Below are 17,713 nucleotides of genomic sequence, written 5' to 3' on the forward strand. Positions count from 1 at the left end.
TCCTTTTTTAATTAAAACGAAATAATCCCAATCAAAAGCGCCGCAATCGTCATCACAATCGTTGTTCCCACGGCCCATTTAATAGTGAATTTTTGATGGTCGCCAAAGCTGACGCCTGCCATTCCGACCAATAGATAGGTGGATGGCACAAGCGGGCTGAGCAGATGCACCGGCTGTCCCAGCAAGGAGGCTCTTCCGATTTCAGCGGCGTCTATTCCGTAAGCGGAAGCGGCTTCGGCGATGATGGGAAGAACACCGAAGTAAAAGGCGTCATTCGACATGAAAAAGGTGAAAGGCATGCTGGCAATCGCCGTGACCAACGGCAGATGCGGGCCCATGGCATCAGGGATGAGGGAAACGAGAGAATGCGCCATCGCATCGACCATTTTTGTGCCTGAGAGAATGCCTGTAAATATGCCTGCCGCAAATACCATTGAGACAACGTTTAACGCATTACCCGCATGCGCCGAAATCCGTTTCTGCTGCTCTTTGACATTTGGATAGTTGACCATCAAGGCGATGGCGAACGCGATCATAAAAAGAACAGGGATGGGAAGCAGGCTGGTGATCAGCGCGGCCATCAGAGCGACAGTCAGCAGCAGGTTAAACCACTGGAGAGCGGGACGCTTCAGCGGCGCCGCCTCCGGATCAGAAGACGGCGCGTGTTCAATCGAAATGATGCCGAGCCGCTTCCGTTCTTTTTTTTCCGAGGAGATAAGCAACGGCGATCACCCAGAGAACGCCGGCGATCATAGCGGGAATCAGAGGCGTAAAAACTTCTGACGTGTCCAATTTCAAGGAAGCCAAAACCCTCGCCGTCGGCCCGCCCCACGGAATAATATTCATGACGCCCGAACCGAGCATCGCAATCCCCGCCAGCACCAAACGGTTCATGCCGAGCCGTTTGTAAAGGGGCAGCATTGCCGCAATCGTAATCATATACGTTGTTGTCCCATCTCCGTCCAGCGAAATGGTCATCGTCAGAACCGCTGTGCCGATGGCGATTTTTAACGGATCCCCTTTGACAAGCGATAGGATTTTGGCAATGAGGGGATCAAACAGACCTGAGTCAATCATAATGCCGAAATAAAGGATGGCGAATAACAGCATGATCCCGGTAGGAGCGAGGTCTGTAACGCCCTGAATCATCATCCCGCCGAGATCTTTGCCAAATCCGCTGATCAGGGCAAACACAACAGGAACGACAATCAAAGCAATAAGAGCGGAAAGCCGGTTAGACATAATAAGATACATAAAGACAATCATCATCACAAAACCGAGTATGGCAAGCACGATATGACCTCCCCTGTTCAACAGCTGTTTTGGTAAGCGTTTTCACATTTTGTTTCTGTGAAAAGGGCTTATTTCAAAATGTGTATGACCGCATATGTAAATACAGACCTAAAATCCTAATGAGCGGATCAGCAGTTTATTTGAAGAACGCCGCGGGTAAATGTGCTGTAGAATGTTTCGTTTTAGAAGGGGGAACTGACATGAGTGATGATCAAAACAAACGAGTAAATGAACACTCAAAGGACGAACAGCTTGAGCAGTACCGATCTGATAACAGCGGCAAAAAAATGACGACCAATCAGGGGCTTCGCGTGTCTGAGGATGAGCATTCCTTAAAAGCGGGCGTCCGCGGCCCCACGCTGATGGAGGATTTTCATTTTCGTGAAAAAATGACGCACTTTGACCACGAGCGGATTCCGGAACGGGTTGTTCATGCACGCGGGTACGGCGTTCATGGGCATTTTCAGGTGTACGAACCGATGACGGAATATACACGGGCGAAATTTTTGCAGGACCCGTCTGTCAAAACACCTGTTTTCGTCCGTTTCTCAACAGTGGCGGGCTCCAAGGGGTCAGCTGACACCGTCCGTGACGCCAGGGGATTTGCGACGAAGTTTTATACTGAAGAAGGGAACTATGACCTCGTCGGAAACAATATTCCGGTGTTCTTCATTCAGGACGCGATCAAATTCCCGGATCTCGTTCACGCCATAAAACCGGAACCGCACAATGAAATGCCGCAGGCTGCGACGGCTCATGATACGTTCTGGGATTTTGTCGCAAACAATCCTGAATCCGCGCACATGGTCATGTGGACGATGTCTGACCGCGGCATCCCGCGAAGCTATCGGATGATGGAGGGCTTCGGCGTGCATACGTTCCGTTTCGTCAACGCGAAAGGAAAAGCGCGCTTTGTCAAATTCCACTGGAAACCCGTGCTCGGCGTTCATTCCCTCGTATGGGATGAAGCGCAGAAAATTGCCGGGAAAGATCCCGATTTCAACCGGCGCGACCTATGGGAAACGATTGAAAACGGCGGCAAAGTCGAGTATGAGCTCGGTGTTCAGATGATTGACGAAGAAGATGAATTTAAATTTGATTTCGATATCCTTGATCCGACGAAGCTGTGGCCGGAGGAACTGGTTCCCGTCAAGCTGATCGGAAAAATGACCCTTGACCGCAATCAGGACAATGTCTTTGCGGAAACGGAACAGGTTGCATTCCATCCGGGAAATGTCGTGCCGGGCATTGATTTCACCAATGATCCGCTTCTTCAAGGCCGGCTTTTCTCTTATACAGATACACAGCTCATCCGTCTTGGCGGGCCGAATTTTCACGAGATTCCGATCAACCGGCCGGTCTGCCCGTTCCATAACAACCAATACGACGGCTACCACCGGATGACGATTAATAAGGGCCCTGTCGCCTATCATAAAAATTCCCTGCAGAACAATGATCCGTCGCCGGCCTCAGAAGAAGAAGGCGGATACGTTCATTACCAGGAAAAAGTAGAAGGCAGAAAAATCCGCCAGCGCAGTGAGAGCTTCAATGACTATTTTTCTCAGGCCAAGATGTTCTGGAACAGCATGTCTCCCGCCGAAAAAGAACATATCATCTCCGCGTTCTGTTTTGAGGTCGGAAAAGTGAACAGCAAGGATGTGCAGCAGCAGGTGGTTGACGTCTTCAGTCACGTCGACGCCGGGCTTGCCGAGCGTGTTGCGAAAGGAATCGGCGTGAACCCGCCGCCGAAGGACCGTGAATCTGATGAAACGTTCACTTCCCCGGCCTTAAGCCAGGAAAACACGGTGAAGACGGCAGCGACAAGGCAGGTTGCGGTTTTAACCGACCACGGGTTTTCTGATGAGAAAGTCAAACAAGTGCTTGACGCATGCAAACAGGCGGGAGTCAGAGCCGATATCATCAGCCCCGCGCTGGGAACCGTCAAGGGAGAAAACGGCACGGAGCTCGAAGCGTCAGCCACGTTCCTGACAGCGGATTCCGTCCTGTACGACGCTGTTTTCATTCCGGGCGGAAAACAAAGCACAGACAGCCTCAAAGCCCAAAAATCGGCCAGAGACTTCGTCAACGAAGCTTTCAGCCATTACAAAGCGATCGGCGCCTCCGGTGAAGGAAAAGAACTTCTCGCCCTCGCCGCCGGAACCGAAAGCGGCCCCGGTCTTGTTCCGGACGGAAACCATGAACAATTTCTGAAAGCCGTGGCTGAGCATCGGCATTGGGATAGAAACATATAAGAATATATTTGAGTGCCTCTGAAAATGAGGCACTTTTTAAGTTATTAGAGTAGAATAACGAGAGTTGAGTTAATAATAGAACAAACAAAAAATTTAATCTCTATATTACTTGAACTGAAGTTGACTTTTAGTTAACATAAGTTTAAAGTTAGTAATTATCTCGCGATACAAGTTAGGAGAGTTTTATGAAAAAGAGAAGCCGTGGATTTCCGCGATTTAATTTAGAAAATACTTTAAAGTTTGCTAAGTTAATAAGAAGTTATTCAGGAGATAGCGATATTGAAAAGGACTTAATAACAAAAGCTCTGGGATATAAAAAATACAGCGGGGCTGTAGGCAACAAAATAGCATCCTTAAAACACTTTGGATTATTAGAAAGATCCTCTGGTAATTATAAGCTGACTCAACTTTCCAAAAGGATAATTGATTCAATGAGTGAGAAGGATTTTCAAAGTGCTTTGAGAACAGCATTTCTTCAACCAGAACTATTTGCTGAACTTTTCAATAAGTATTCAAGTGAAGGAGCAATTCCAGATAATTTACCTGAGATTTTAAATGTATACCATGAAATTTCAGATAACAGTAGTGAATATGCTTCTAGGATTTTCATTGAGTCAGCTTTATTCGCAAATATAATACATAAAAATAAAAAAATAATAAAATCAAATAGAGAGGAAACATTAATGGATAAAAAAAACAGCACTCCAAGAGAAGCGTTAGAACAAGGAACTATTGAAATGCAAAGGTTCGATTTTTCCCTTACTAATGGAAAATCTGCAAAAATTATAGTACCGGGGACATTAATTAAGAGAGACATTCAAATTATTCGAAAGCAGATTGAAACTTTGGAACTTCAAGTAGAAGATTAATAAAAGCAGAGGGATACATAGTGAAGCCGTTTACCGAAAAACAACTCGAAGAATATTACCGGCGTGACGAAAACATGATGATTTTGGTGTTCGCCCAATGGTGTGTCAATCATGACCTTGATCCGATGGCCATTTACAGCAAGGCTTACCCCGGACAGCCTTTAAACGAAGAGCTGCGAAAAACGGCTGAAGAGCTTGTCGTGCCGAAGGAGGAATCAGAACCGATTCCTGATCAAACCGTCATCGGCGTTTTGGAGATGTTCGGCAACTCCGATTTGGCGGAAGCCGTTTATGAAGCCATTGCGCAAAGACCTTCACGGTAAAAGAGGCGTGGATTATCCATGTCTCTTTTTTTCATGGAGAAAATGTGAAAGAAGGCCCAGAAACAATTTGCTGATCTGCGCTGTCTATAGAGTGTAATCCGTTTTCAAAAAGGGAACGGTAATGAAAAGGAGGAGTTGTGATGAAAAAGGCATTCAAAATGATGGCGGCCGTGCTCTTAACCGTGCTGACAGCCGCGCCGTTCGGAGGTTTCGCGCCTTCAGCCGAGGCCGCGCAAACCGCAAAGCCCGTCGTCAAAAGCCAGACGTATAAGTATGTAAAGCAGCTGACGTACCCCGAGGTCACAAATACGGGAAACGCATCTTTTGAAAAGAAAATCAATCAGGACTTCAAACGCTATATTGAAAACTCGTACAAAGAATATGTAAAAAACAAAAAAGACGGTGAAAAACAAGGCTACAAAGCGGAATACCAGTCAGATTTCAAGGTGAAGTATAATCAAGACGGCAAGCTCAGCATTCAGACGGAAAACTACAGTTACACAGGCGGCGCACACGGGCTGACAGCCGTTCAGACCTTTAATTACGACCTGGCCGCAAAAAAACAGGTCACACTCAATGATGTGCTGAATACAAAAACGAAAGCCAACAAAACGAGAGACTATCTTTACGGCTACATTAAGAAACATAACGATCTGTTTGACCAGGACGTCAAAAAACAAGAGATCATCCTCAATAACGAAAGACCTTTCTTCTTTACGAAAAACGGTATTGCCGTTGTGTTCGGACAATATGATCTCGGACCGTACGCGGCAGGAATCCGGGAGGTTTTCGTGCCTGCATCCGTCTATCAATAAAAAAAAGCGATATCACTCCAAAACGGAGCGGTATCGCTTTTTTTCTTTTACCAGACAAACAATCCGACAATCGCCGCGCTCAATAAGGAAACGGCAATTCCGCTGACAAGCAGCTTCCAGACGTTTTTCCCGATGATGGCTGATTTTTCACCATCAAGCAGAGATTGATAAGATCCGTAGATCATACCGATGGTGCTGAAGTTTGCGAATGATGTCAGGAATGTCGTAGCCACGGCAATCGTGTGCGGCGGAAGTGATTTCAGCTGCCCTTTCAGATCGGCCATTGCCACAAATTCATTCGTCGCGAGCTTGATGCCCATCAGCTGTGCGACATACATCGCGTCATGTACGCCTAATCCGAGAAGGAAGGCAAACGGACTGAAGATGTATGAGAAAATCTTTTGAATGGTCAAACCGTGCATGAACAGTCCGAGTACGCCGTTTAACGCAGCCGTTAACGCCACATAGCCGATTACCATCGCTAAAATGACAATGACCATGTTCATGCCGACAAGCATACTGTTAGAAATCGTGGAGAAGAAGTCTTTTTTCTCCGCTTTTGAAGGAACGTAAATAATATCATCCTCTTTAGAAACGTCCACGGGATTCAGCATATTGGCGATTAAAAGCGCGTTTAAGCAATTCAGCGGGATAGCTGTAAACACATAAGTGGACGGAACCATCGTCAAGTACGATCCGATGATCGAACCGCTGATGCTGCTCATGCTCATCAGCCCGAATGTCAGAAGCCGATTGTTGCTGACGGCGGCAAGCTGCTGGCGGATGACGGCTAAAGCTTCCGTATTTCCTAAAAACATCATCTGGATGGAGAAAAAGCTCTCCAGCTTCGGCAGACGGGATATTTTAGAAATCAGCCAGCCGATTTTATCAATGAGCCACGGCAGAATACCGAAATACGACAGCATATCAAAGAAGGTCACGACGAAGATAATCGGCAGCAATGCGCTGAAGAAAAAATCAACCGTCGGGTTCGCCATGACAGACGGAAAGGCGAAGGCAATCCCTTGACTGGCGCAGGAAATCAGCCATGTAAAGAACGCGCCGATCTTCCCGATGACAAAGCCGCCGACTTTTGTCCCTAACATAAACCAAGTAATCAGAAACTCAAAGACGAGGAGCATGACAATCGGACGCCATTTAATCTTCTTCTTGTTGGGAGAGCATAAGAAAACAACAGCCATGACAACAATGAGACCGACAATGTTCAATAAAAAGTACATGTGAGCAACTCCTATAAGGGTATTATGGAAATAAAAAAAGCTCTTATTCGTCACAAATTCCTGAAAGCCAGAAAGTGTGATAAATAAGAGCCAAAAGAAAAGAATAGACTGAGAGCATCATATGCTTTTCACTCGTTCAAATTTATGCAAACTTTCTTGTAGTCTAGTCTTTTACGGCACTAGGTAGAAACAATCAGACCATATTACTGATCATATACAAGAATAACGATATTACATGAGATAGCAGTATTTTATCGTTTCAATTTTTGAAAATCAACCTTTTTAGATATTTTCAAAATAATAAATTTATATTATAAATAAAGAAAATAAAGGATGTTCACAATTAATTGGATAATAAAGGTATAAAAAGTCCCCGAAAAACAGTTCCGGTTCATTGTAAAGACGGGATGCAGCTGATAAAATGGATCTGAGGGCACCGCCTTCAAAAGACGGCAGAAAAGGGGTCATTTTCATGATCATTCAGTTCATTCGTTACAGATAATGAGAGGTATAGATAAATAGGTTAAACTTCCAATTTTGCGAGGTTTATTTGTCTATGCCTTTTTCATTTCATCGGAATAACGAATGAATGAGGTGTTTTTATTGACGTCTATAAAAAGAAAACGCGCGGAATTACTGCAATCATGCCAGTCCGTATTCAGGTGTCCGCTATGCAGTTCGGCCATGGCGGTCTCACAATTCCAAAGCTTGATGTGCGGACACGGGCATACATTTGATATATCAAAACAAGGATATGTGAATTTCCTCAATAAATCGGTCAAAACCCGCTATGACAGGCAGCTGTTCGAAGCGAGACGCGCTCTTTTTGACAGCCGGGAATTTTTTGGGCCGGTTCAAAAGGAGATCGCCGCCATCATCAGCCGCATTCAATCTCCGCAAACAACGGCGGCGATATTGGATGCGGGATGCGGAGAAGGCACTCATTTAGCCGCCGTATGCAAATTGCTTCAGCCCGCTTTTTCCGTGACGGGAATCGGCATTGATCTCTCGAAAGAAGGTGTGCTGCATGCCGCAAAGGCCTTCGGGGATCATTTTGTTTTTGCCGTCGCTGATGTGGCGGATGCGCCGTTTGCCGACAGCTGTTTTGATGTCGTGATGTCTGTTTTATCACCTTGGAATTACAAGGAATGCAGCAGGCTTTTACGAAAGGGCGGCACAGTCATTAAAGCGGTGCCGCGGCGTGATTATTTGAAGGAAGTAAGGGAATTCTTCTTCGGAGACAGTCCTCGGCGGAATGACACCGCCGATTCTGCGGCCGGACGATTCCAAGCGGGCTTTCAAACCTTTGAGCGCAAACGGCTGTGTTACACGAAGACCTTATTGCAGCCTGACCTCGAGCGGCTTGTGAAAATGACGCCCTTAACATGGAAATGTACTGATGAAAGCATCCGGCGGTTTATCAGCCGAAAAGCGGCGGATATTACGATAGATATCGATATTTTAATCGGAACCGGTCCTCTGTAAACAGAAAAGACACGCTGATCGCGTGTCTTTTTTTTATTTCCAGACTTCACCGGCAATGCTGACGACATGATGAAGTTTCGCCCATTGCTGTTCTTCTGTGATCAGGTTTCCTTCCTCAGTGGAGGCGAATCCGCATTGCGGGCTGAGGCAAAGCTGATCCAGGCTGACATATTGTGAAGCTTCTTCAATCCGGCGTTTAATCGCGTCCTTGTCTTCAAGTTCGCCATGTTTTGATGTAATCAATCCAAGCACAAGCTGAAGATCAGAGCGTTTGACATAGCGGAGCGGTTCAAAGCCGCCGGAGCGGGAATCATCATATTCCAGGAACAATCCGTCAAGGTCAAGCCCGTCAAAAATCGTTTCAGCCGCTGCATCATAGCCGCCTTCAGCCGTCCATGTGGATTGGAAGTTGCCGCGGCAGATATGCATCGTAACCTTCAGATCGTCAGGGCGGTCCTTGATCGCGTCATTAATGGAAGCGGCAAACAGCTTGCGCAGCTCATCCGGCGTTGTGCCGAAATCTTCAATCTGACGAAGCCCCGCTTCCGATAAGAAAACGGCCCATGCGGTGTCATCAAGCTGAAGGTAGCGGCACCCGGCGTCATAGAAAGCCTGAATCGCTTTTTTATACGCTTTTGACACATCGTGCTGAAATTGTTTGTAATCATTCTGGTAGGCCGCTTTTTCCAATTTTCCGCGGAAAAACAGCATATTCGGACTTGGGATGGTCATTTTCGGAACAGCATCGCCGGCAATGCTGTGCAGGAATTTATAATCTTCGAGCATCGGATGCTGAGAAAAATCAATATCTCCCGTTACTTTAATGCCGCGCGCTTTCGTCTGTACGTTGTGAAACTGAATGCCGCTTTCAGGCGTAAATGCCTCAACCCCGTCTAAATTTTCGAGAAAATCAAAATGCCACCAGGCACGGCGGAATTCGCCGTCAGTCACGACATTGAGGCCGGTTTCTTTCTGCTTTTCCACGCTGCGGATGATTTCTCTGTTTTCGATTTCGCGCAGCTGTTCTGCCGAAATCTCACCCGCCGCTCTTTGCAGGCGGGCTTGCTTCACAGCCGCCGGCCGCAGCAGGCTTCCGACCTGATCCGCGCGAAACGGCGGGTTTTTTCTTAGAAGAGTATGCAATGGTTGTTCTGTGTTTTGCTGTGACATGAACGATTCCTTCTTTCCTGATGAAATATAAAAAACTCTTCCCTCGGATAGGGAAGAGTTTGCGTCCGCAAATCTCAACCTTATCTTCAGGATTTAGCACCATTCTGCTGAACAGCGGTTGCCGGGTATCATAGGGCCAGTCCCTCCACCTCTCTTGATAAGGAAATATGCTATTTTTCAGAATAAACTGTAATACTCTTAATCTTAGTATGTTTTCTCATATTGTCAATATATTTCGATAAATATTTTTATTTGTCACCCTCAAATAGAATCATATCTATCACGATGGCGATCGCAAGACAAAGAGCAATATCCTCTTCCTTTTCAATCTGCAAATGATAGGAATCGCCCCAGCTCATCCATGATTTGGTGACGGTCATCCGGTTTGATTTTCCGTCTGTCACTTGAAAGTTCCGGCCCCACACATCGCCGGTAAGATCCCAGCCGAGTCCGGAAATTTCAAATTTCGGTTTGAAAAACGTGACTTTCTTGATGACTTGGCAGACGGGTTTGCCGCTGACGGAAATCTCGTAACGGGGAACGAGCGACATCAGTTTCTGATTGACGCTGGCGAGCGTGCGGCCGTCCAAATCAGTCAGCTTCAGTTCATCACCGAATGAAAACAGCTTTCCTTCAACATTGTAGACTTCTTTTCCGCTTTCAAGAAACACTTGAAAACGATTCTTAAACGTAAACATTCGCTCTTTGATGTAAAAATGGTACATAAAAAAACTCCTTTTTTATGTTGTACGAAAAAAGGAGGCGGAAGGTTTCATATCGGCCGGGTGCATAAAAAAAGGCTGCCGATTTTGCGGCAGCTGTCGTTTTTATGATAGCGGCATCCGGCGTTTTTGACGGATCGCATTTAAATCAATGATGTTATTCGTGTCGGCAGCTGTCACCAGCGGGCTTGTCTTTGGCGTTTTCCGGCGGTTGTCCTTACTGAAAGAGAAAACAAGATACCCTGTCAAAGCAGCGAAAATAAGTAGCATCATTTTACATACCTCCCAAAAAAAGTTTTGGTATTATTATTGTACGAAAAAACAAACGAAAAGTATTCAAACAATTGTCACTTTTTTAAAAAATAACGTCATTTTCCGTAAAAATGACTATGGGTTGAAGAAATTTTGCTCTTGTTGTGGTTCTATAGATTGTATCGGATGATGAATGATGATCGTTTATATAACTTTTTCACTATTTTTTGTAAGTGTCTAATTAACTACTTTAGTGTTTTCGTTTGCCTTGTGTTATTCAGTACCCTAAAAAACCTTATGATATGCAAAATAACTGCTTCTAACAGATGACTGCGAGTTGACAGCGCTTTCTTTATTTTTTTAAAGAAAACGAGATGTTATCTTAAAAAAATCGTTTGAACATTTTCCGCAGTTTTTTAAAAGGATTTGATTTCGTCTCCAGAACACGCGGGTCTTTTAAGGTTTTTTTCAATTCTTTCGCTACAGTCCCTCTTGCCATAGTCTTCACTCCTTCTTTCCATTTCATACCTTATATACGGAAAGAAAGAAGGAAAGGTTTCATGTGAAAGAAAAAAACCAAAGCAGGGGGCTTTGGTTTTAAGCGCGCTCTTCAAAGAGCCTGGCGATTTCAACAATGACGTTTACCGCCTTTTCCATATGATCGACGGAAATGTATTCATATTTTCCGTGGAAGTTTTGGCCGCCCGTGAAAATGTTCGGTGTCGGCAGTCCCATGTAAGAGAGCTGTGAGCCGTCGGTTCCGCCCCGGATCGGTTCGATAATCGGTTCGATGTCGAGGTTTTTCATGGCTTGATACGCGACATCGACTATCTCTTTGACCGGTTCGATTTTTTCTCTCATGTTGTAATATTGATCACGCAGTTCAAGCTTGATGCTTTCCTTGCCGTATTTGGCCGCTAGCGCATCGGCGGTTTTCTGCATATATTCTTTTCGTTCTGCAAAGCGGTCTCTGTCAAAGTCTCTGATGATGTACGACAGGGCGGCTTCAGAAACGTCTCCGTCCATGGAAAGTAAATGATAGAAGCCTTCATACCCTTCCGTATATTCCGGCGCTTCTTCTTTCGGCAGCGCATGATGAAATTCCATCGCGATTTTTGAAGCGTTGACCATTTTGTTTTTCGCCGTCCCCGGGTGGACGCTTTTTCCGTAACAAGTAAGCTTTGCGGCGGCTGCGTTAAAGCTTTCATATTGCAGTTCGCCGAGGGGGCCTCCGTCTATCGTGTAGGCGAACGCGGCGTTGAAGCGGCCGACATCGAATTTGTGAGGGCCTCTGCCGATTTCTTCATCAGGCGTGAACGCGACCCGGATCATTCCGTGCTTGATGTCCGGATGTTTGATCAAGTACGCCATTGCCGTCATGATTTCGGCAATGCCCGCTTTGTTGTCGGCTCCGAGCAGTGTCGTGCCGTCTGTTGTAATCAGCGTCTGGCCTTTATAGCGGGAAAGCTCCGGGAATTGCTCAGGCGACAGGACGACATTGAGTTTGTCATTCAGAACGATATCATGGCCGTCGTAGCTTTCAATAATCTGAGGATTCACATTTTTCCCGGTAAAATCGGTCGCGGTGTCCACGTGAGCCAGAAAACCGACAGTCGGCACGTCTTTATCCGTATTCGCCGGCAGAGTCGCCATGACGTACCCGTTGTCATCGACTGTGATTTCTGTCATGCCGATCGACTTTAATTCATCTGCCAGCATGTTGGCCAATGTCAGCTGGCCGGGGGTTGAAGGGCAGTTTTCATTGTTTTCGTCAGACTGTGTATCGACTTTTACGTAAGAGGTAAAGCGTTCAATGATTTCATTTTTCATACCGTCATCTCCTTTGTCTTATCTTACCATGCGCGGGGGAGGGATTTCTATTTCACAACCCGTTTGAATCGAGGGCTCTGTTTTTTACGCGAATGAAAATAAATTATGAAGAAACGATGACTAAACGATTAAACTTTTTGGAAATGGATGATTGAGGAAGAAAAAACCGATATAATATGGTCAATTCATTCAATAGGGGAGGCTTTCTTCATGGCGATTTTAGTGACAGGCGGAGCGGGTTATATCGGCAGCCACACATGTGTCGAGCTGTTAAACGGCGGCTATGACATCGTGGTTCTGGATAATCTGTCAAACAGTTCACCGGAAGCATTGGAGCGTGTGAAAGACATTACCGGAAAAGGGCTTGTGTTTTATGAAGCGGATCTCCTTGACCGTGACGCCGTTCACCGTGTGTTTGCTGAAAATGAGATTGAAGCCGTCATTCATTTTGCGGGATTAAAAGCCGTCGGTGAGTCTGTGGCTGTTCCGCTCCGTTATTATCATAATAATCTGACGGGAACGTTTATTTTATGTGAAGCCATGCAGGCACACGGTGTGAAAAAAATCGTCTTCAGTTCTTCAGCGACGGTTTACGGCGTTCCGGAAACAACGCCGATCACTGAGGATTTTCCTTTAAGCGCCACCAATCCTTACGGGCAGACAAAGCTGATGCTGGAACAGATTTTACGCGATCTGCATAATGCGGACTCTGAATGGAGCATTGCGCTGCTCCGCTACTTTAATCCGTTCGGCGCGCACCCGAGCGGCCGGATCGGAGAAGACCCGAACGGCATCCCGAATAATTTAATGCCGTACGTCGCACAAGTCGCTGTCGGCAAGCTTGAGCGATTGCAGGTGTTCGGCAATGATTATCCGACAAAGGACGGCACCGGCGTGCGGGATTACATCCATGTCGTTGACCTTGCCGAGGGCCATGTCAAAGCGCTCGAAAAGGTGCTGAACACAACGGGCGCCGACGCCTATAATCTCGGCACAGGAAGAGGCTACAGCGTTCTGGAGATGGTCAAGGCGTTTGAAAAAGTATCAGGAAAAGAAGTGCCGTACCGTTTTGCCGACCGGCGCCCGGGAGACATCGCCGCATGCTTCGCAGACCCGGCAAAAGCGAAGGCTGAATTAGGCTGGGAAGCAAAGCGCGGGCTTGAAGAAATGTGCGCCGACTCTTGGAAGTGGCAGTCCTCCAATGTGAACGGGTACCAAAAGGTGTAAAAAGAAAGAGACCTTCAAATGATGAGGGTCTCTTTTGTTATGATGATTATTTAATTTTCACTTCAACATCGTTGCTGAACTTTAATTTCCAAGTGCCTTTAGAGTATGCGTTTTTATCCACTTCAAAAGCTTTTACGTCAGTCACTTTAATGTTCGGGTTCAAGTCACTTAAAATTTTACTGTTGTCTACTTTTGTTTCTGTTGCATAGCTTGAAGAAGCATCAATATCTGAATCATAAGATGTTCCTTTAGAATCTACTAATTTCGCTCTTGGAATGGAGAAAGAGCTTAACGGCTTGTTTGAAACATTTTTAACCGTGTATTGAACAGCTACGATAACGCCGCCGTCAGACGCTTTTTTCTCGACAAATTGAGAGCCTACTGAATCTCTTTTTTCCACTTTGGTAACAGTAACTTCAGTTTTCTCAGTCTTAACAGTGTCACCGATGTTATACAGTTTTTCTTTAGATTCCGAAGCTTTTGAAGACGCAGTTTTAGATGATGAAGAACCGCCTCCGCCGCCGATGTTTACGAGAATGATAATAACCACCACTGCCAGAAGCAATGTGATGATTTTATGTCTCATGAAAAAGTTTCTCTGATCTTTACCGCAGTTTGGGCATTTTTTAACGCCTTTAGCGATTTCTTTGCCGCATGCCTTACAAGACACCAGGTTGCCTGCCATAATATTTCCTCCTATGTAAACTATTTCTTAAAAACTACATACTATAATGCCTGTAAAATAACCTATAGTCAATAATATTTTGAGAAAAAAAGTATTTTAATGATTTTTTAGTCATGTATTTTAAGGTCCTTTTTAGTATCGGCAGATCGTTCGCATTTTTCATAGGTTTGTTGAAAAAAGAGTGGTTGAACATGTTCGTGATTTCCCGTATAATCTTGAAAGATAATATAAAAACTGAACATAAAAAACAGTGGTTTTCTAGGGTTCCGCAATCTGAATTGGTCTGGACCGAGAGAAAACACACAGCAGGTTCCTGCTGTGACACGTTGGGATAAAAGCCCGGGAGTTTCTGCTCTTTTAATGAAGAGTGCTCTCCCGGGCTTTTTTGATTTTATAAAAAAGGGAGTGTCTGGGATGAAAAAGAGATTGCTGGATGTGCTGATGCTGATTATTGGAGCTTTTATCTTTGCTTTGGCCGTTAATTTATTCGCCATTCCGAATGATCTTGGAGAGGGCGGGGTAACGGGAATCACCCTGATCTTGTACTATGTGTTTGAATGGTCGCCCGGGGTGACGAATATCATTTTGAACGGGATTTTATTGATGATCGGATATAAATTTTTAGACGGAAAAACAACGCTTTATACGATTATTACTGTTGTCGCCAACTCACTGTTTCTGCATCTGACGCATGATTGGCACTCGCCTTCACATGAACTCATTATTAATACTATTTTTGCGGGTGTGTTTGCCGGTGTCGGAATCGGGATCATTATTCGAGTCGGTGGCACGACTGCGGGTTCTGCCATTTTGGCGAGGATTGCGAACAAATATCTCGATTGGAATATCAGCTATGCGCTTTTGTTCTTTGATCTGATTGTCGTCTTCAGTTCTTATTTCATCATCGGTGCGGAAAAAATGATGTTTACCATTGTTATGCTGTACATCGGAACGAAGGTGATGGACTTTATCATTGAAGGCCTGAATACGAAAAAAGCGGTGACGATTATATCTGAGCATAAGCACGAAATCGCCGAACAGGTCAACACGCTGATGGACAGAGGGGTTACGCTGCTGTCGGGTAAAGGAAATTACACGGGGCAGTCGAAGGAAATTTTATATATCGTCATCCAGAAACAAGAGCTTTCCATGCTCAAAAAAATTATTAAAAGCTGTGATACAAAAGCGTTTGTCATTGTTCATGATGTGCGTGATGTCTTTGGTGAAGGCTTCGTCGATATCTCTAAATAAAAAGGATCCCTCTGCCGGCGCGGAGGGTTTTTTCTTATGCCGGCAGAAGCGGTTATGATTCGTTTCCCGGGAAATAGCCTGAAAGCTGTTTCTTAAAACGAAGTGGATACAATCGGCCGGACGTTTTATACTGAAAATATGATAGAGCGATAGAAAGGAGCGCATATGAACCCGTTATTGGCAATTTACCCGAGGGCTGTGTTGTCTGATACGTGCTGTATGGCGGACGATGTCTTTTGCTTTTATGATGAGAAAAGGCGGGTCTATGTCGCCATTCCGAAGGAGGATATCACCCCGAAGGAGAAACTGCTTCTGGAATCATTTTTGACGCCCGCTGAAGAAAAAGGCGTTTTTTTTCCGGAGACGGCGGCAGCAAAGAGGTGGCGGCGTTTTCTGCTGGAAGAAGGTCCGGTGCCTGATGTCAAGGAGCCGCGTGTCCGTTTTATCCATTATGACTTATTGGGAGAACGGGACTGGGGGGCATTCACAGAAGCGCTGCGCCATTTCTGGCCGGTTTCATATACAGTTGTCCGGACGGGGAGGGATCATGGCGTGATTGTGGAGGAAGAAAAGCTGGAAGCGCCAGATTCGGATGACATCGCATCTTTTGTGAAGATTCTTGAAGGCGATTTTTATTTCAGTGTCCGTTTTTTCGTCGGAAGGTATTACTGCAAGGGGGAACGTCTGCGCCTTCATTATCAGAGAGAACAGCAATATTGTCAGATCGGCCGGCGTCATCTCCCGCAGCTGAGCACGCTGACCGCGGAAACGGTATTTCCGGCCATGCTCACGGAGGAAAGCAGAGAAAAGCTCTCAGCCTTGCTTCACGAAGAAGCGGCGCTGCTGTTTCAGAAAGAACCGGAGCTGAAGCATACGATTCAGACTTTTATTGAACATAACTCGAACATGTCGCTCACATCGAAAAAACTGCATTTGCACCGCAACAGTCTTCAATATCGGATTGATAAATTTGCGGAACGCTCAGGTATTGATATTAAGACATATCGGGGCGCCCTGCTGGCTTATTTCATTTGTCTGCAATATGAAAAATCACATTAAATGGGAAATGTGCACGAAGGCAGCGGACTTTTTTTATGAACATTGCCTATATCCGCCGCCGTCTGACGCTGTTACAATCCTATTTAAGAAAGCGTTTACAAATAAAGGGGGATATACATGGCGGAACTTCGGCTCGAGCATATTTATAAGTATTACGATCAAAAAGAAGCGGCTGTCGATGATTTTAACCTTCATATTAAAGATAAAGAGTTTATCGTGTTTGTCGGTCCCTCGGGGTGCGGCAAGTCGACAACTTTGCGGATGGTAGCCGGGCTGGAAGACATTACGAAGGGCGATTTCTATATCGGTGACACGAGAGTGAATGACATCGCTCCTAAAGACAGGGATATCGCCATGGTGTTTCAAAACTATGCGTTATATCCGCACATGACGGTCTATGATAATATCGCTTTCGGTCTGAAGCTGAGGAAGATGCCGAAACCTGAGATTAAAAAACGGGTCGAAGAAGCGGCGAAAATGCTGGGGCTCACAGAGTATCTGCACCGCAAACCGAAGGCGCTCTCCGGCGGGCAGCGGCAGCGGGTTGCATTAGGCCGGGCGATTGTCAGGGACGCCAAAGTGTTCTTAATGGATGAGCCGCTGTCAAATCTGGACGCAAAACTTCGGGTGCAGATGCGGGCTGAAATTATTAAGCTCCATCAAAGGCTGCAAACAACCACAATCTATGTGACGCACGACCAAACAGAAGCACTGACGATGGCGACACGCATCGTAGTCATGAAGGACGGAAAAATTCAGCAGATCGGCACCCCGAAAGAAGTGTATGAACATCCCGAAAACGTATTTGTCGGCGGGTTTATCGGCTCTCCGGCGATGAACTTTTTCAAAGGAAAGCTGACGGACGGCGCCATTCAGATCGGTTCAGCCGCTCTCAGCGTGCCGGAAGGGAAAATGAAAATGCTCCGGGAAAAAGGGTATGCCGGCAAAGATATCATCTTCGGCATCCGCCCGGAAGACATACATGACGAGCTGATTGTAGTAGAATCCTATAAGAATTCATCCATCACAGCTAAAATCAATGTCGCGGAATTGCTCGGGTCAGAAATTATGGTTTATTCCCGGATCGGGGATCAGGATTTTATCGCCCGGATTGACGCCCGCCATGACATTCGTGCCGGTGAGGAATTGACCGTCGCTTTCGACATGAATAAGGCTCACTTTTTTGACAGTGAAACAGAAATCAGAATCCGCTCATAACGCAAAGCCGGACAGCTGGAT

At 45.8% G+C, this 17,713-nt stretch carries 15 protein-coding genes, 1 pseudogene and 3 riboswitches; of the genes and pseudogenes, 9 read left to right on the forward strand and 7 right to left on the reverse strand.

All coding sequences use genetic code 11. The features are described 5' to 3' along the window. Positions 1-11: 11 nt before the first annotated feature. A pseudogene (gene citH / locus MJQ52_RS12505) lies at positions 12-1,293 on the reverse strand (citrate transporter CitH). 200 nt (positions 1,294-1,493) lie between these two features. Here citH and MJQ52_RS12510 point away from each other — a divergent pair. From MJQ52_RS12510 to MJQ52_RS12525, 4 genes are all read left to right on the forward strand, one after another. Continuing rightward, a complete protein-coding gene (locus tag MJQ52_RS12510; protein ID WP_094247377.1) occupies positions 1,494-3,545 on the forward strand; it encodes a catalase in 2,052 nt (683 codons plus the stop codon). Between the two features lie 185 nt (positions 3,546-3,730). Then, entirely contained in the window at positions 3,731-4,414 is a 684-nt protein-coding gene (locus MJQ52_RS12515) for a hypothetical protein (protein WP_043867549.1), read from the forward strand. Positions 4,415-4,488: 74 nt separating this feature from the next. Then, a complete protein-coding gene (locus MJQ52_RS12520) occupies positions 4,489-4,737 on the forward strand; it encodes a hypothetical protein (RefSeq protein WP_046341506.1) in 249 nt (82 codons plus the stop codon). A gap of 140 nt (positions 4,738-4,877) precedes the next feature. Continuing rightward, on the forward strand, positions 4,878-5,552 hold the full coding sequence (locus MJQ52_RS12525; RefSeq protein ID WP_058906441.1) for a DUF3298 and DUF4163 domain-containing protein: 675 nt from the start codon (positions 4,878-4,880) through the stop codon (positions 5,550-5,552). Positions 5,553-5,599: 47 nt separating this feature from the next. On the opposite strand, the gene MJQ52_RS12530 is transcribed toward MJQ52_RS12525, so the two are convergent. Beyond that, complete coding sequence (locus MJQ52_RS12530) at positions 5,600-6,793, reverse strand: NupC/NupG family nucleoside CNT transporter (RefSeq protein WP_003150774.1); 1,194 nt, start codon at positions 6,791-6,793, stop codon at positions 5,600-5,602. A 139-nt stretch (positions 6,794-6,932) separates the two neighbouring features. Beyond that, positions 6,933-7,033: riboswitch (purine riboswitch) on the reverse strand. A 363-nt stretch (positions 7,034-7,396) separates the two neighbouring features. On the opposite strand from MJQ52_RS12530, the gene MJQ52_RS12535 reads away from it, so the two are divergent. Further along, entirely contained in the window at positions 7,397-8,278 is an 882-nt protein-coding gene (locus tag MJQ52_RS12535) for a methyltransferase domain-containing protein (protein WP_265210198.1), read from the forward strand. A gap of 33 nt (positions 8,279-8,311) precedes the next feature. Here MJQ52_RS12535 and MJQ52_RS12540 read toward each other — a convergent pair whose 3' ends face one another. From MJQ52_RS12540 to pepT, 4 genes are all read right to left on the reverse strand, one after another. After that, positions 8,312-9,448 (reverse strand): 5-methyltetrahydropteroyltriglutamate--homocysteine S-methyltransferase, encoded by a 1,137-nt coding sequence (locus tag MJQ52_RS12540; RefSeq protein ID WP_265210199.1) that lies wholly within the window; start codon positions 9,446-9,448, stop codon positions 8,312-8,314. Positions 9,449-9,525: 77 nt separating this feature from the next. Then, a riboswitch (SAM riboswitch) is annotated at positions 9,526-9,612 on the reverse strand. Positions 9,613-9,696: 84 nt separating this feature from the next. Continuing rightward, complete coding sequence (locus tag MJQ52_RS12545) at positions 9,697-10,173, reverse strand: LURP-one-related/scramblase family protein (RefSeq protein ID WP_044052789.1); 477 nt, start codon at positions 10,171-10,173, stop codon at positions 9,697-9,699. A gap of 102 nt (positions 10,174-10,275) precedes the next feature. After that, positions 10,276-10,443 carry a hypothetical protein gene (locus MJQ52_RS12550; protein WP_003150808.1) on the reverse strand — a complete coding sequence of 56 codons (168 nt, stop codon included), beginning with the start codon at positions 10,441-10,443 and terminating at the stop codon, positions 10,276-10,278. Between the two features lie 576 nt (positions 10,444-11,019). Beyond that, on the reverse strand, positions 11,020-12,252 hold the full coding sequence (pepT, locus tag MJQ52_RS12555) for a peptidase T (protein WP_094247379.1): 1,233 nt from the start codon (positions 12,250-12,252) through the stop codon (positions 11,020-11,022). Positions 12,253-12,462: 210 nt separating this feature from the next. Here pepT and galE point away from each other — a divergent pair, with 210 nt between their 5' ends. Continuing rightward, positions 12,463-13,479 (forward strand): UDP-glucose 4-epimerase GalE, encoded by a 1,017-nt coding sequence (gene galE / locus MJQ52_RS12560; RefSeq protein ID WP_032857205.1) that lies wholly within the window; start codon positions 12,463-12,465, stop codon positions 13,477-13,479. Between the two features lie 46 nt (positions 13,480-13,525). Here galE and MJQ52_RS12565 read toward each other — a convergent pair whose 3' ends face one another. After that, a complete protein-coding gene (locus tag MJQ52_RS12565; RefSeq protein WP_123282873.1) occupies positions 13,526-14,065 on the reverse strand; it encodes a DUF4352 domain-containing protein in 540 nt (179 codons plus the stop codon). A gap of 346 nt (positions 14,066-14,411) precedes the next feature. After that, a riboswitch (guanidine-I (ykkC/yxkD leader) is annotated at positions 14,412-14,512 on the forward strand. Between the two features lie 66 nt (positions 14,513-14,578). On the opposite strand from MJQ52_RS12565, the gene MJQ52_RS12570 reads away from it, so the two are divergent. The 3 genes from MJQ52_RS12570 (at position 14,579) to MJQ52_RS12580 (ending at position 17,692) form a co-directional block, all read left to right on the forward strand. Continuing rightward, on the forward strand, positions 14,579-15,415 hold the full coding sequence (locus MJQ52_RS12570; RefSeq protein ID WP_101562553.1) for a YitT family protein: 837 nt from the start codon (positions 14,579-14,581) through the stop codon (positions 15,413-15,415). Between the two features lie 165 nt (positions 15,416-15,580). After that, a complete protein-coding gene (locus MJQ52_RS12575) occupies positions 15,581-16,474 on the forward strand; it encodes a PucR family transcriptional regulator (RefSeq protein ID WP_265210200.1) in 894 nt (297 codons plus the stop codon). A 117-nt stretch (positions 16,475-16,591) separates the two neighbouring features. Continuing rightward, positions 16,592-17,692 (forward strand): ABC transporter ATP-binding protein, encoded by a 1,101-nt coding sequence (locus tag MJQ52_RS12580; protein ID WP_014306096.1) that lies wholly within the window; start codon positions 16,592-16,594, stop codon positions 17,690-17,692. The last annotated feature ends 21 nt before the right edge of the window (positions 17,693-17,713 follow it).

Source organism: Bacillus sp. jun7 (assembly GCF_051034795.1).
Lineage (GTDB): Bacteria > Bacillota > Bacilli > Bacillales > Bacillaceae > Bacillus > Bacillus velezensis.

Bases quoted from the DNA above. Each gene is read 5' to 3' on its own strand.
- MJQ52_RS12510 (WP_094247377.1), top strand. From the start codon at position 1,494: ATGAGTGATGATCAAAACAAACGAGTAAATGAACACTCAAAGGACGAA.
- galE (WP_032857205.1), top strand. From the start codon at position 12,463: ATGGCGATTTTAGTGACAGGCGGAGCGGGTTATATCGGCAGCCACACA.
- MJQ52_RS12570 (WP_101562553.1), top strand. From the start codon at position 14,579: ATGAAAAAGAGATTGCTGGATGTGCTGATGCTGATTATTGGAGCTTTT.
- MJQ52_RS12540 (WP_265210199.1), bottom strand. From the start codon at position 9,448: ATGTCACAGCAAAACACAGAACAACCATTGCATACTCTTCTAAGAAAA.
- MJQ52_RS12520 (WP_046341506.1), top strand. From the start codon at position 4,489: ATGATGATTTTGGTGTTCGCCCAATGGTGTGTCAATCATGACCTTGAT.
- MJQ52_RS12575 (WP_265210200.1), top strand. From the start codon at position 15,581: ATGAACCCGTTATTGGCAATTTACCCGAGGGCTGTGTTGTCTGATACG.
- MJQ52_RS12515 (WP_043867549.1), top strand. From the start codon at position 3,731: ATGAAAAAGAGAAGCCGTGGATTTCCGCGATTTAATTTAGAAAATACT.
- MJQ52_RS12525 (WP_058906441.1), top strand. From the start codon at position 4,878: ATGAAAAAGGCATTCAAAATGATGGCGGCCGTGCTCTTAACCGTGCTG.
- MJQ52_RS12530 (WP_003150774.1), bottom strand. From the start codon at position 6,793: ATGTACTTTTTATTGAACATTGTCGGTCTCATTGTTGTCATGGCTGTT.
- MJQ52_RS12580 (WP_014306096.1), top strand. From the start codon at position 16,592: ATGGCGGAACTTCGGCTCGAGCATATTTATAAGTATTACGATCAAAAA.
- MJQ52_RS12545 (WP_044052789.1), bottom strand. From the start codon at position 10,173: ATGTACCATTTTTACATCAAAGAGCGAATGTTTACGTTTAAGAATCGT.
- MJQ52_RS12565 (WP_123282873.1), bottom strand. From the start codon at position 14,065: ATGAGACATAAAATCATCACATTGCTTCTGGCAGTGGTGGTTATTATC.
- pepT (WP_094247379.1), bottom strand. From the start codon at position 12,252: ATGAAAAATGAAATCATTGAACGCTTTACCTCTTACGTAAAAGTCGAT.
- MJQ52_RS12550 (WP_003150808.1), bottom strand. From the start codon at position 10,443: ATGATGCTACTTATTTTCGCTGCTTTGACAGGGTATCTTGTTTTCTCT.